The organism is Mycolicibacterium chengduense (assembly GCF_033741155.1).
In the GTDB taxonomy this organism is placed as follows: domain Bacteria; phylum Actinomycetota; class Actinomycetes; order Mycobacteriales; family Mycobacteriaceae; genus Mycobacterium.
In genome coordinates, this window is the sequence record NZ_JAWQNH010000003.1 from 278,753 (window position 1) to 291,256 (window position 12,504).

Annotated in this window: 8 protein-coding genes and 1 tRNA gene; 4 read left to right on the forward strand and 5 right to left on the reverse strand. The window is 66.5% G+C overall.

All coding sequences use genetic code 11. The annotated features are described in order from the left end of the window. Positions 1–33: 33 nt before the first annotated feature. The 4 genes from SBI67_RS11720 to SBI67_RS11735 all read right to left on the reverse strand — a co-directional run bounded on the left by SBI67_RS11720 (position 34) and on the right by SBI67_RS11735 (position 4,720). Complete coding sequence (locus SBI67_RS11720; RefSeq protein WP_318980731.1) at positions 34–1,479, reverse strand: DUF222 domain-containing protein; 1,446 nt, start codon at positions 1,477–1,479, stop codon at positions 34–36. Between the two features lie 94 nt (positions 1,480–1,573). Further along, a complete protein-coding gene (locus tag SBI67_RS11725) occupies positions 1,574–1,870 on the reverse strand; it encodes a Rieske (2Fe-2S) protein (RefSeq protein ID WP_318980732.1) in 297 nt (98 codons plus the stop codon). Positions 1,871–1,898: 28 nt separating this feature from the next. Next, a complete protein-coding gene (gene nirB / locus SBI67_RS11730) occupies positions 1,899–4,367 on the reverse strand; it encodes a nitrite reductase large subunit NirB (protein WP_318980733.1) in 2,469 nt (822 codons plus the stop codon). Beyond that, on the reverse strand, positions 4,364–4,720 hold the full coding sequence (locus SBI67_RS11735; RefSeq protein WP_266047863.1) for a molybdopterin oxidoreductase: 357 nt from the start codon (positions 4,718–4,720) through the stop codon (positions 4,364–4,366). Before SBI67_RS11735 ends, nirB begins: the two co-directional genes overlap by 4 nt. 193 nt (positions 4,721–4,913) lie before the next feature. Here SBI67_RS11735 and SBI67_RS11740 point away from each other — a divergent pair, with 193 nt between their 5' ends. From SBI67_RS11740 to SBI67_RS11750, 3 genes are all read left to right on the forward strand, one after another. Then, complete coding sequence (locus tag SBI67_RS11740; RefSeq protein ID WP_318980734.1) at positions 4,914–6,344, forward strand: nitrate/nitrite transporter; 1,431 nt, start codon at positions 4,914–4,916, stop codon at positions 6,342–6,344. Between the two features lie 109 nt (positions 6,345–6,453). Beyond that, positions 6,454–10,464: a bifunctional nitrate reductase/sulfite reductase flavoprotein subunit alpha gene (locus SBI67_RS11745; RefSeq protein WP_318980735.1), complete on the forward strand. Its 4,011-nt coding sequence runs from the start codon at positions 6,454–6,456 to the stop codon at positions 10,462–10,464. A gap of 102 nt (positions 10,465–10,566) precedes the next feature. Beyond that, positions 10,567–10,767, forward strand: a complete 201-nt coding sequence (locus SBI67_RS11750; RefSeq protein ID WP_024452627.1) for a hypothetical protein — start codon at positions 10,567–10,569, stop codon at positions 10,765–10,767. 189 nt (positions 10,768–10,956) lie between these two features. Here SBI67_RS11750 and SBI67_RS11755 read toward each other — a convergent pair. After that, positions 10,957–11,042: transfer RNA gene (locus SBI67_RS11755), tRNA-Leu, on the reverse strand. Between the two features lie 103 nt (positions 11,043–11,145). Between SBI67_RS11755 and SBI67_RS11760 the strand changes: the two genes are divergently transcribed. Next, positions 11,146–12,501, forward strand: coding sequence for a M20/M25/M40 family metallo-hydrolase (locus SBI67_RS11760; protein WP_318980736.1), 1,356 nt, complete (start codon positions 11,146–11,148; stop codon positions 12,499–12,501). The last annotated feature ends 3 nt before the right edge of the window (positions 12,502–12,504 follow it).

Sequence of the window (12,504 nt, forward strand, 5' to 3'; positions counted from 1 at the left end):
CACGTCACCTGCACAGCCAAGGCTAACAACCGATTACGGGTCGTCGCCTCCGACGTTCCCATCCGATCTGCGGAGCAGTTCTTCGGGGTGGAAGTGGTGGTTGGTGCGGTCTTGGCCGGTGTCCAGCAGTGCCGGCGGGTGCCATTGGGCGCGGCCGGTGGTGGGGTCGATGGTGGTGGTCCATCCGGATTGGTAGGCCAGTCGGTTGTCGGGGCCACAGCCGAGCACGATCGTGTCGGCGTTGGTTTCACCACCGGCGGACCAGTCGAGCCCGGCGTGGTTCGCCTGGCAGCGGTCGGCGGGGGCGAAGCAGCCGGGGCGCGTGCACCCGCGGTCCCTGGCGATCGCGACCAGACGTTGAGCCTTCGAGGCCAGGCGTTTCGTGCGGCCGAGATAGAGCGGCTCGGCGGTGTGGTGCTTGAACACCAGCAGATAATGGTGGGCGTGGGCGGCCAACCGGATGAGGTCGGGGATGGGAATCCTGACTCCGCTGCTGCTGCGGGCGACTCCGGCGCCATCCTCCAGTTCGGCCAACGTCGTCGAGACGACCACGGTGACCGGCAACCCGTTGTGTTGGCCGAGCCGCCTGGACATCAGAATTTCCCGGCAGATGGTTTTGAACGCATCGTGGCTGCGACGGGCCGGGGTGCGGGTATCGTGTTCGGCGGCTTCGGCCTGACGTTGTTCGGCGTCCACCTCCGGCGGCGCGTCGGGGTCGAGCGGGTTGGGGCTGGGATTGGGGAGGGGTTCGGTATCGGCGGGGTTGTTGATACCGGTTGCCGCCCAGACGGATTCGATGGCTTTGAAGTACGCGGCGGCCTCGGCGTCGACATGGCCGGACAGGCGATGCAGCCCGTCGGCGTCCTGAGGTCCCAGCCGCAGACCCGGTTGATGAGCGGCCAGGTCCGGACCGGACCCGTCCTGGTCGAGTAGGTACAGCATCTGGGCGCCGACGTCCTTGACCGTCTCGGGCGGGTTCGCGGCCGCGACGCCCACCAGGGTGCGTTCCCACTCCGCGCGGTCGGTGGCGGTGGTGTGGCGCTCTGATTTGCGCAGCACGTCGCGGATGTGGCCCGCGTGCTCGAGTGTGATCGCCCCGGCTGCCAGCGCCTCGGCACACGCCGGCAGTAGTGGCTCCAGGACGTCACCACCGATCACATGGCGCGGTCCGAGGTGCTCGGCATCCTTCACTCTGGCCCTGGCCTGGGCCTGGCTGATGCCCAGGCGTAAGGCCAGGATGTCCGGCCAGGATTTGCCGCCCATCTCCTGCGCGGTGGCCTGGTTCTGCAGTGCAGCCAGGATGCGGTGGTCGGCAGACGCGGCGATCCGGGCCTGCCGTTCCCGGCGCGATTGGAGCTCCAGTAGCTCGGCAACCGAGAAGGACGTGAAGTCCATGCCGGCGAGCTGTTCGGTGGCAGCGTCGACGGCATCGAAAGCGGCCAGCACCACTTCCCGATCAGCCACCGACTTCGCAAGCATGTTCGAATTCTATCGAGTGGGGGTGACGGCGTCGGGAGTTATCCACAGCGTCAAAAACTATCCACAACAACAGTTTTCGGTCTTGTGCTGACGCTCAAAGAGTGATCCGGATCTGCCCGTCCACCTCGGCGACCTCATAACTGCGTACCGGATCGCCGCCGCCGGCCTCGGCACCCGTGCACAGGTCGAAGGTCGAACCGTGCAACGGACACACCACCACCCGGTCGTCCACCAGACCGTCGGCCAGTGGTCCGCCCTTGTGGGGGCACACCGCGTCCACCGCGCGCAGCGATCCGTCGCGCAGCCGGAACACCGCGATCTGGGCGTCGTCGACGGCGAACGTGCGGCCCTCGCCGACGGGCACCTGGGAGACCGGCCCCAAGTAACTCATCGCAGCCCTCGGCTCTTCGCGCAGGCGCTCATCGCACCGGAACCTGGGGGAGCGGCAGCAACGGCAGCGCCGAACGGAACTGGCCCTCGCTCACCGGCTTCTGCCCGTCCAGCCACGGATCCCGGTACGCGTCAATGGATCTCTGCATCCGCGCATCCAGCCCCTCGGCCCAGCCATGCACATCGTCGACCACCACCGCGCGGATGTGCTCGATCCCCACCCGCGGGACCCAGGCGTAGGTGCGCTCGAGCCAGTTGGCGTCCTCCCGGTAATACTGCAGGAAGCGCCCGGTCAGCGTCACCACCGTGGCCGGATCGTCGACCACCGCAAGCAGATCGCCCTTGCGGATATGGGCGCCGGCCGCACCGCCGACGTAGATCTCCCAGCGGCCGCCGTCGACCGCTACCACACCGAGGTCCTTGCACAGCGCCTCGGCACAGTTGCGGGGACACCCGGTCACTGCCAGCTTCATCTTCGCCGGACTGGCCAGCCCCTGATAGCGCTCCTCCAACGCGATGCCCAGGGCGGTCGAGTCGCCGAGGCCATAACGGCAGAAGTCGCTTCCCACACAGGTTTTCACGGTGCGGAAACTCTTGCCATAGGCATAACCCGACGGCATGCCCAGATCGGCCCACACCGCGGGCAGATCCTCCTTGCGGACGCCCAACAGGTCGATGCGCTGACCTCCGGTGCACTTGATCATCGGGATCGCATACTTGTCGGCCACATCGGCGATCTTGCGCAACTGTTCGGAGCTGGTCACCCCGCCCTTCATCTGCGGCACCACCGAGAAGGTGCCATCCCGTTGGATGTTGGCGTGTACCCGGTCGTTGATGAACCGGGCGTCCCGCTCGTCGACGAACTCGTCGGCCCACATCATCTCCAACAGCGAGGCCAGCGCCATCTTGGACCCCGCGTCGACGCGCCCGTCCGGGGCCAGGGCGGCGAAGACCGATGACACCGAATGCAGCTGCAGGTCCCGGATCAAGGCCATCAAGGATGGCTTGTCATACGGCACTCCCGGCACGTACCAGGAGGCCGACGGATCCTCGGTGACGGCACCGCCGGCCGCCCACTCGACGACCTGCCCGACGAGCTCCTTGCACGAACCGCAGCCCTTGCCCGCCTTGGTCTTGGCCATCACGCCCGACACCGTGGTCTCACCTGAGCGCACACAGGCCACCAAGGCACCCTTGGACACCCCATTGCAGTTGCACACCTGCGCATCATCGGACAGCTCTGAAACACCAACGGCCACTGCGGGTGTGCCGATATCGAACATCAGCGAGACGCGCTCGTCGGGCAGCGGCAACCCACTGTCGAAGGCCTGCGTCAGGAACGACACCTTGGACACATCGCCGACCAGCGTGGCGCCCACCAGTTTGCCGTCGCGGATGACGATGGTCTTGTAGACGCCGTGCCGCGGTTCGGAGTACTGCACGAACTCGTCATCGGGCAGCTCGGGGGTCTTGATACCCATCGACGCCACGTCGACACCGGCCACCTTGAGTTTGGTCGCGGTGCGCGAACCCCGATAGGCCGCGGTCGTATCGGTGCCGGTGAGATGGTCGGCCAGCACAGTGGCCTGTTCCCACAACGGCGCCACCAGCCCGTACACCTGACCGCGGTGCTGCGCACATTCGCCGACGACATAGACGCGATCGTCGTCGACAGAGCGCATATGGTCGTCGACGACGATGGCCCGTTCCACCGTGAGCCCGGCCCGTTGCGCCAGGCCGACATTGGGCCGGATGCCCGCGGCGATGACCACCATGTCGCAGTGCACGGTGCTGCCGTCGGAGAACACGATCCCGGCCAGCTTGCCGTCCTCGCCGAGCAGCACCTCGGTCGTGCGCTTGTCGGTGTGCACGGTGATGCCGATGCCCTCGACGGACCGGCGCAGGATGGCGCCCGCCGCGTCGTCGAGCTGCGCGTTCATCAGGGTGGGCCCGGCATGCACCACGTCGACAGTGAGTCCGCGATTCTGCAGTCCCCGTGCGGCTTCCAGCCCGAGCAGCCCGCCACCGATCACCACGGCTTTGGTCCGGTTGGCCGCCTCCGAGATCATCCCCATGCAATCGTCGAGGGTGCGAAAGCCGAACACGCCGTCGGTCAGTGTCTTGTCATCGGCCCACAGGCCCGTCATCGGGGGAAAGAACGACCGGCTTCCGGTGGCCAGGATCAAGGCGTCATAGCGCATGGTGGTGCCGTCGTCGGCGTGCACCAGCCGGGCATACGTGTCCAACCGCACGATCCGTACCCCGGCCCGCAGGTCGATGGCGTTGTCGGCGTACCAGTCCAGCGCGTTGAGATAGATCTCGGCCGAGTCATCGCTGCCGGCAAGCACATTCGACAGCAGAATCCTGTTGTAGTTGCCGTAGGGCTCGTCACCGAACACGGTGATGTCGAACGACTCGCCGCCGCCGCGGGCCAGGATCTCCTCGATCGCCCGGACCCCGGCCATCCCATTACCGACGACGACCAGACGGCGCTTCACGGGATCTCCACCACACCGAAATCGACGACGACGGTGCCGGACACGCCGGCCGGCGCCGCGACGTGGAGTTCCAACACGGTGTCAGCGAGCAGATCCTCGACCACCCGGAGCGCCACATGGGTGGCTCCCTTGGCGCCGATGGGGAAGAAGCGCATCGGCTGGCCGTCCCGGAACAGCACGACCGTGACCAACTCGTCGGTCGAGTTCCCGCCTCGGAAGTACACCGGCTGGGTGACGGAGCCCGGCGGCACCACGTACCGCAACGACGGGTGCAACAGAACCGGTTTGTCCAGACCGACTCCCTCGAATGCGAAGGCGCCCTGCAAGAAACGTGGTGCACTGCCATCGCTCATGCTTCAGCGAAGCTAGGGCCCAAATGTTTCCTAATCGTTTCCCCGGTGCAACGCCGATGAATACCGTTGCGCACGACGGGTACTGCCGGCCGTGTGAGTAGGTGTTGACAAACCCGACACGGTGGTGCAATCGGTGCGGAATCGCGCGGGCCTAATTTTCTGGACAACCGATCCACACCTGGGAGGGACCTCCGTGACCATTCTGACCCGCGACCGTGACATCGAGCACTGGGACGCCGAGGACGTCGAGGCCTGGGAGGGCACCGGCGGCAGAACCCCCGGAAAGAACATTGCGAACCGCAACCTGATCTGGTCGGTCTTCGCCGAACACGTCGGCTTCTCGGTGTGGTCCATCTGGTCGGTGATGGTGCTGTTCATGCCCCAGAACGTGTACCACATCGACGCGGCAGGCAAGTTCTATCTGGTGGCCGTCCCGACGCTGGTCGGCGCCTTCATGCGCATTCCCTACACGGTGGCCCCGGCGCGGTTCGGCGGTCGCAACTGGACGGTGGTCAGCGCGCTCTTGCTGCTCATCCCGACGCTGCTCACGTGGTGGGCGATGAAGAGCCCGGGCACCACCTACACCCAGTTCCTGGTGATCGCCGCCTTCGCCGGATTGGGAGGCGGAAACTTCGCCTCGTCGATGACCAACATCAACGCCTTCTATCCGCAGCGGCTCAAGGGCTGGGCGCTGGGATTGAACGCCGGCGGCGGTAACATCGGCGTTCCCGTCATCCAGCTGCTCGGCCTGCTGGTGATCGCCACCGTCAGCAACACCGCACCCGAAATCGTCTGTGCCATCTATCTTGTGCTGATCGGACTGGCTGCCGTCGGCGCAGCCCTGTTCATGGACAATCTGCGCAACCAGAAGTCCAACATGGGCGCGATGATCGAGGCCATGAGGTTCAAGCACTCCTGGGTGATGAGCTTCCTGTACATCGGTACCTTCGGGTCGTTCATCGGTTTCAGCTTCGCGTTCGGTCAGGTGCTTCAGATCAACTTCCTCGCCGGCGGTTCCACCGCGGCCCAGGCCTCGCTGCACGCCGCGCAGATCTCGTTCCTGGGCCCGCTGCTGGGTTCCATCTCGCGGCCGTTCGGCGGTAAGCTCGCCGACCGCATCGGGGGCGGCAAGATCACGCTCTACGTCTTCGTCGCGATGATGTTCGCGGCCGGCATCCTGGTGACCGCAGGCATGCTCGACGACGCAATGAAGGGTGCGCCCACTGGTGGCCAGATGACCGCCTACGTCGTCGGCTTCATCCTGCTGTTCATCCTGTCCGGCCTGGGCAACGGTTCGACCTACAAGATGATCCCGTCCATCTTCGAGGCCAAGGCAGCCGACCACGACGAGTGGAGCCGCGAGGAGAAGGCGTCCTGGTCGCGCCGGATGTCGGGCGCGCTGATCGGCTTCGCCGGTGCCGTCGGCGCCCTGGGCGGCGTGTTCATCAACATCGTGCTGCGGGCCTCGTACGTGAGCGACGCGAAGTCGGCGACCAACGCCTTCTGGGTGTTCCTCGGGTTCTACGTCGTCTGCGCGGTCGTCACGTGGTTTGTCTTCCTGCGCATCGCACCGGCCACCGAAAAGGTCAGCGACGACCTTCCGGAGCCCGTCGCCACGGCTTGACCAGGAAGAACTCGGCCTCACCGCGCGTCAACCGCGCCGTGAGGTCGAGTTTTCCTCGCGCTAACGTCGCCTCAAAGGAACCGGAACAGTGGCAGAACACGATGTCACCATGTCGGTGAAAACGCGGACCGCGTGCTCGTATTGCGGGGTCGGCTGCGGCATCGAGGTCACCACCAAGGCCGACCCGATCAGTGGGTTGCCGGTCATCGCACAGGTCAGCGGCGACAAGCTGCACCCGACCAATTACGGCCGGTTGTGCACCAAGGGGGCCACGCACGCCGAGTTGATGGCCGCCACCGACGGCAGGCTGGCCACCGCGCTGGTCCGTTCGGAACGGGGCGCCGAGCCGGTCAGCACCCCGGTCGACGAGGCCGTCGCCGAAGCGGGACGCCGGCTGCGCGCCATTGTCGAGGAACACGGTCCCGACGCGGTCGCGTTGTACGTGTCCGGCCAGATGTCGATCGAGGCCCAGTACCTGGCGACCAAACTCGCCAAGGGGTATCTGCGCACCGTGCACATCGAGTCGAACTCGCGGTTGTGCATGGCCAGCGCGGGCACCGGCTACAAGCAGTCGCTGGGCGCGGATGGGCCGCCCGGTTCGTACACCGATTTCGACCGCGCCGACCTGTTCTTCGTGATCGGTGCCAACATGGCCGACTGCCACCCGATCCTGTTCCTGCGCATGGCCGACCGCATCAAGGCCGGGGCCAAACTCATCGTCGTCGACCCCCGGCGCACGGCCACCGCGGACAAGGCCGACCTGTACCTGCCGATCAAACCGGGCACGGATCTGGCCCTGCTCAACGGCTTGCTGCACCTGTTGGTCGAGAACGGGGATATCGACCGGGAATTCATCGCCGAGCACACGCAGGGGTGGGAGGCCATGCCGGCCTTCCTCGCCGACTACACCCCCGAGCGGGTCAGCGCCATCACCGGCATCGCCGAGGGCGATATCCGCACCGCGGCAACGATGATCGCCGAGGCCGGCGACTGGATGACGTGCTGGACCATGGGCCTGAACCAGAGCACCCACGGCACCTGGAACACCAACGCCATCTGCAATCTGCACCTGGCGACCGGTGCCATCTGCCGGCTCGGCAGCGGTCCGATGTCGCTGACCGGCCAGCCCAATGCCATGGGTGGCCGCGAAATGGGTTATATGGGACCGGGATTGCCCGGTCAGCGGTCGGTGCTCTCGGCCGACGACCGCGCGTTCTGTGAGGACGAGTGGGGGCTGGACCGCGGCACCATCCGCACCGACGTGGGACCCGGGACGGTCGCGATGTTCGAACAGGCGGCCGCCGGAGAGATCAAGGCCTGCTGGATCATCTGCACGAATCCCGTTGCATCGGTGCCCAACCGCACGACGGTGATCGCCGGCCTACAGGCCTGCGAACTCGTCATCGCCCAGGATGCCTACCACGACACGGCGACCAACCGATATGCCGATATCGTGCTGCCTGCCACGTTGTGGGCCGAGTCCGATGCGGTGATGATCAACTCCGAGCGCAACCTGACCCTGCTACAACAGTCGATCCCGCCGCTGGGGGACGCGCGCCCGGACTGGGAACTGATCTGCGGGGTGGCCGAGCACCTGGGCTTCGGCGACGATTTCAACTACAAGTCCAGCTCGGACATCTTCGACGAGATCCGCCGGTTCGCCAATCCGCGTACCGGGTATGACTTGCGCGGCGCCAGCTACGACCGGTTGCGCGAGACACCGCTGCAGTGGCCCTGCCCACCGGAGGACGCGGGTGACCGTCACCCCATCCGGTACCTCAATGACGGGGTGTCCCAGACACTGTTCGTCGACGAGGACGGGCACCGGCCCCGACTGGCCTTCGCCACGCCGTCGCGCAAGGCGGTTTTCCTCGCGCGGCCGCACATGGATGCGCGAGAACTGCCCGATGCGGACTATCCGATGGTGCTCAACACCGGAAGGTTGCAGCACCAGTGGCACACCATGACCAAGACCGGGCGGGTGGCCAAGCTGAACAAACTCAACGGCGCACCGTTCGTCGAGATCCACCCCGAGGACGCCGCCGCGCACGGCATCACCGAGCGTTGCGAGGTGGAGCTGACCTCGCGACGCGGTCGGGCCGTGCTGCCGCCGGTCATCACCGACCGGGTGCAGCCGGGCAATGTATGGGTGCCCTTCCACTGGAACGACGAACACGGTGAGCACCTGACCGTCAACGCGCTCACCAACGACGCCGTCGACGCCGAATCGCTGCAACCCGAACTGAAGGTCTGTGCGGTCGCGCTGCGACCCATCGCGCCGGCGTTACCCACCGCGGCCGCTCACCCGCTCGCCGAGACGCTCGGATTGCCCGGTGTCACCATGGACCTGACGAACGACGAAAAGATTTATGTCGCAGGGTTTCTGGCCGCACTCGGTGACGGCCCGCATGGTGTTCCGGTGTTGCCCGGCAGCGCGCCGGTCCGGCCGCAGGCCCGGTTGTGGATCGACGGACTGTTGGGCGGCATGTACTCGCGCGCCGGGGGAGCGACGGCGGTGCTGGAGCCGGCCGCACCCGGCCCGTTGGTGCTGTGGGCGTCCCAGACCGGCACCGCCGAGGAGTTCGCGGCCGCGGTGGCCGGCCGGCTGTCCGGTGCACGCCTGGTGACGATGAACGAGGTGACGCTCACCGAGCTGGCGTCGGCCACCGAAATCGTTTTGGTGACAAGCACGTTCGGTGACGGTGGCCCACCGGACAACGGTGCGGACTTCTGGCAGCGGCTGGCGTCCGCCGATGCTCCGGCGCTGCCCGGTCTGCGGTACGCGGTCCTGGGGATCGGCGACCGGTCCTACGACAACTTCTGCGGGCACGCCAAGGCGCTGGACGCCCGGCTGGCCGCGCTCGGCGCGACCCGGCTGCTGGACCGGGTCGAGTGCGAGGCGTACGACGACGAACCGATGTCGGCGTGGGCAAGCCAGGTGGCCGACCTCGTCGGCCCCACGGCCGACACCGTCAGTGCGCCGAGGGGGACCGTCACCGCGCAGCCACTGACCCGGACCGCGCCGCTGCTGGCCCCCCTGAGCCGCAATATCCGGCTCACGCCGGAATCGGCGCGAAAAGAGGTGCGCCAGTTCGGCTTTGACATCTCCGAGCACGTCGCCGAACACGGCGCGAGCTATGCTGCCGGTGACTCGCTCGGCGTGTTCGTCACCAACTCCGACGAGGCGGTGACCACCTGGCTGGCCTGCACCGGGTTGACGGGCAACGAGATCATCGAGGTCGACGGTGTGGACACCGACCTGCGCAGCGCCCTGACCTCGAGTTACGACATCTGCCGAATCACGCCGAACCTGCTGCGCTTCGTGGCCGACCACCGACCCAAGGCCGCCAAGCGGCTGCGTGGCCCGAGGGCCGAGTTGGACAGCTGGCTGGACGGGCGCAACGCACTCGACATCATCGAGGAGTTCGAGGTGCGGGCCGCGCCGCAGGAGTGGCAGGACGCGCTGGTGCGGTTGACCCCGCGGCAGTACTCCATCAGCTCCAGCCCGCTGGTGAGCCCCACCGAGGTGCAACTGACGGTGTCGGTGGTGCGCTACCGCAGTGCCCGCGGCGCGTTGCGGCACGGGGTGGCCTCAACCTTCCTGGCCGACCGCGCACATGCCGCACCGGTGTTCATCCAACGCTCACCGAACTTCCGGCCGCCCGCCGAGTCGCAGACGCCGATGATCATGGTGGGGCCGGGCACCGGGATCGCACCGTTTCGCGCCTTCTTGCAGGAGCGGCGTGCGCTCGGTCACACGGGCCGTAACTGGCTGTTCTTCGGCGATCAGCATCGCTCCGAAAACTTCTACTACCGCGAAGATTTGGAGCACATGGTCGCCGACGGGCTGCTCAACCATCTGGACCTGGCCTTCTCCCGCGACCAGGCCAAGCGGGTCTACGTCCAGCACAAGATGCTCGACGCCGGCGCCGAGCTCTGGCGGTGGTTGGAGGACGGCGCGCATTTCTACGTGTGCGGTGATGCTGCCCACATGGCCAAGGATGTCGACAGCACCCTGACCGCCGTCATCCGCAAGCACGGCGGCCTGTCTGACGAGCAAGCACACGATTACAAGCGCGAATTGGTCGCCGAAAAACGTTACGTGCGTGACGTCTACTGACGCGCACCTGCAGAATAAATCGCTCGCCCTGATTGTTACTTCGACGTAACACTGAACTATGCCCGGACCGCGAGGGCGGATCGGGGAAGGGGAGAGATACCGATGAGTTGGCAACGAGGCGACGTGGTCACCGCCTGCCGGCAGATCGAAGAGATGGATGTCCCGGCAGTGCCCGAAGGAACCGAAGGCACCGTCGAAAGCACCACGGTGTTCGGCAGGCCCAAGCGGGTGTGCTTCACCGTGCGCACGATCTGGGGCAAGAAGCGCGCGTGCGTGAACGTGCACCGCGGAGACGTCGGCTAGCACCAGAAGGCGAGAGAGGTACCTGATCGGCAATGGCGCCGGTCGGGTACCTCTGTCATATCGGCTCGGAAAAGAACGCGGGGCGTTCTTTTCGCTCGCCTCAGTCGGGTGTGCTCGCCGCCTCGCGGCTCACCACACTCCATCGGCTCGGGAAAAACGCGGGGCGTTTTTCCACTCACCTCAGTCGGGTGTCCGAGGGGGGACTTGAACCCCCACGCCCGTTAATAGGGCACTAGCACCTCAAGCTAGCGCGTCTGCCATTCCGCCACTCGGACCAGCCCACATCCATCGGGTGGGGCGCTTAAGGCTAACGGATGCCATCGACCGCGACAAAACCGAGGCCCGGATCGTCGTGCCGGCAGGTGGTAGGAAAGGGACGTGACATTGCCCCAAGGCGCGCGAAGCGACGGAATTCGACCAGAAGACGAAGTCGTCGAGCTCGTCAGCAGCCTCATCCGCTTCGACACCTCCAACACCGGTGATCCCGAAACCACCAAAGGCGAGGCGGAATGCGCCCATTGGGTGGCTGCCCAACTCGAAGAGGTGGGGTACGAAACCGAGTACATCGAGGCGGGCGCCCCCGGCCGAGGCAATGTCTTCGCCCGGCTGAAAGGCGCCGACCCCACTCGCGGCGCCCTGCTGATCCACGGCCACCTCGACGTGGTGCCCGCCGAACCGGCCGACTGGAGCGTGCATCCGTTCTCCGGGGCCGTCGAGGACGGTTACGTCTGGGGTCGCGGCGCGGTCGACATGAAGGACATGGTCGGCATGACCCTCGCGGTCGCCCGGTATCTCAAGCGCGCAGGCATCGTCCCGCCACGGGACCTGGTGTTCGCGTTCGTCTCCGACGAGGAACACGGCGGCACCTACGGCTGCCAGTGGCTCGTCGACCACCGGCCCGACCTGTTCGAGGGCATCACTGAGGCGATCGGCGAGGTCGGCGGGTTTTCGTTGACGGTGCCCACCCGCGACGGCGGCGAGAAGCGGCTCTACCTCATCGAGACAGCCGAGAAGGGGCTGTCCTGGATGCGTCTGGAAGCCCGCGGACGGGCCGGCCACGGCTCGATGGTGCACGACGACAACGCCGTCACCACCATCGCCGAGGCCGTGGCCCGGTTGGGCAAGCACCAGTTCCCGATCGTGCTGACGCCTTCGGTCGCCGAATTCCTCACCGCGGTGGCAGAGGAGACGGGCTACGAGTTCGATCTCGAATCACCGGACCTGGACGGCACCATCGCCAAGCTCGGCGGCATCGCCCGCATCGTCGGCGCGACGCTGCGCGATACCGCCAACCCCACCATGCTCAAGGCCGGCTACAAGGCCAACGTCATCCCCGCCACGGCGGAGGCCATGGTGGACTGCCGGGTGCTGCCGGGCCGCAAGGAGGCCTTCGAGCGCGAGGTCGACGAGCTGATCGGGCCCAACGTCACCCGCACCTGGGAACGGGATCTGCCGTCGGTAGAGACCACGTTCGACGGCGACCTGGTGGACGCGATGAACGCCGCGCTGCTGGCCGCCGACCCAGGGGCACGCACGGTGCCCTACATGATGTCCGGCGGGACCGATGCGAAAGCTTTCTCCCGCTTGGGAATTCGTTGTTTCGGCTTCGCGCCGCTGCGGCTGCCGCCAGATCTGGACTTCGCGGCGTTGTTCCACGGTGTCGACGAACGGGTACCCGTGGACGCACTACAGTTCGGGGCGAAAGTCCTGCACAACTTTCTTACCACATGCTGAAGC

What these genes read in the sequence shown, in the direction of transcription:
- SBI67_RS11720 (WP_318980731.1), bottom strand. Translation starts at nt 1,479, where the DNA reads ATGCTTGCGAAGTCGGTGGCTGATCGGGAAGTGGTGCTGGCCGCTTTC.
- SBI67_RS11725 (WP_318980732.1), bottom strand. Translation starts at nt 1,870, where the DNA reads ATGAGTTACTTGGGGCCGGTCTCCCAGGTGCCCGTCGGCGAGGGCCGC.
- SBI67_RS11735 (WP_266047863.1), bottom strand. Translation starts at nt 4,720, where the DNA reads ATGAGCGATGGCAGTGCACCACGTTTCTTGCAGGGCGCCTTCGCATTC.
- SBI67_RS11745 (WP_318980735.1), top strand. Translation starts at nt 6,454, where the DNA reads ATGTCGGTGAAAACGCGGACCGCGTGCTCGTATTGCGGGGTCGGCTGC.
- SBI67_RS11750 (WP_024452627.1), top strand. Translation starts at nt 10,567, where the DNA reads ATGAGTTGGCAACGAGGCGACGTGGTCACCGCCTGCCGGCAGATCGAA.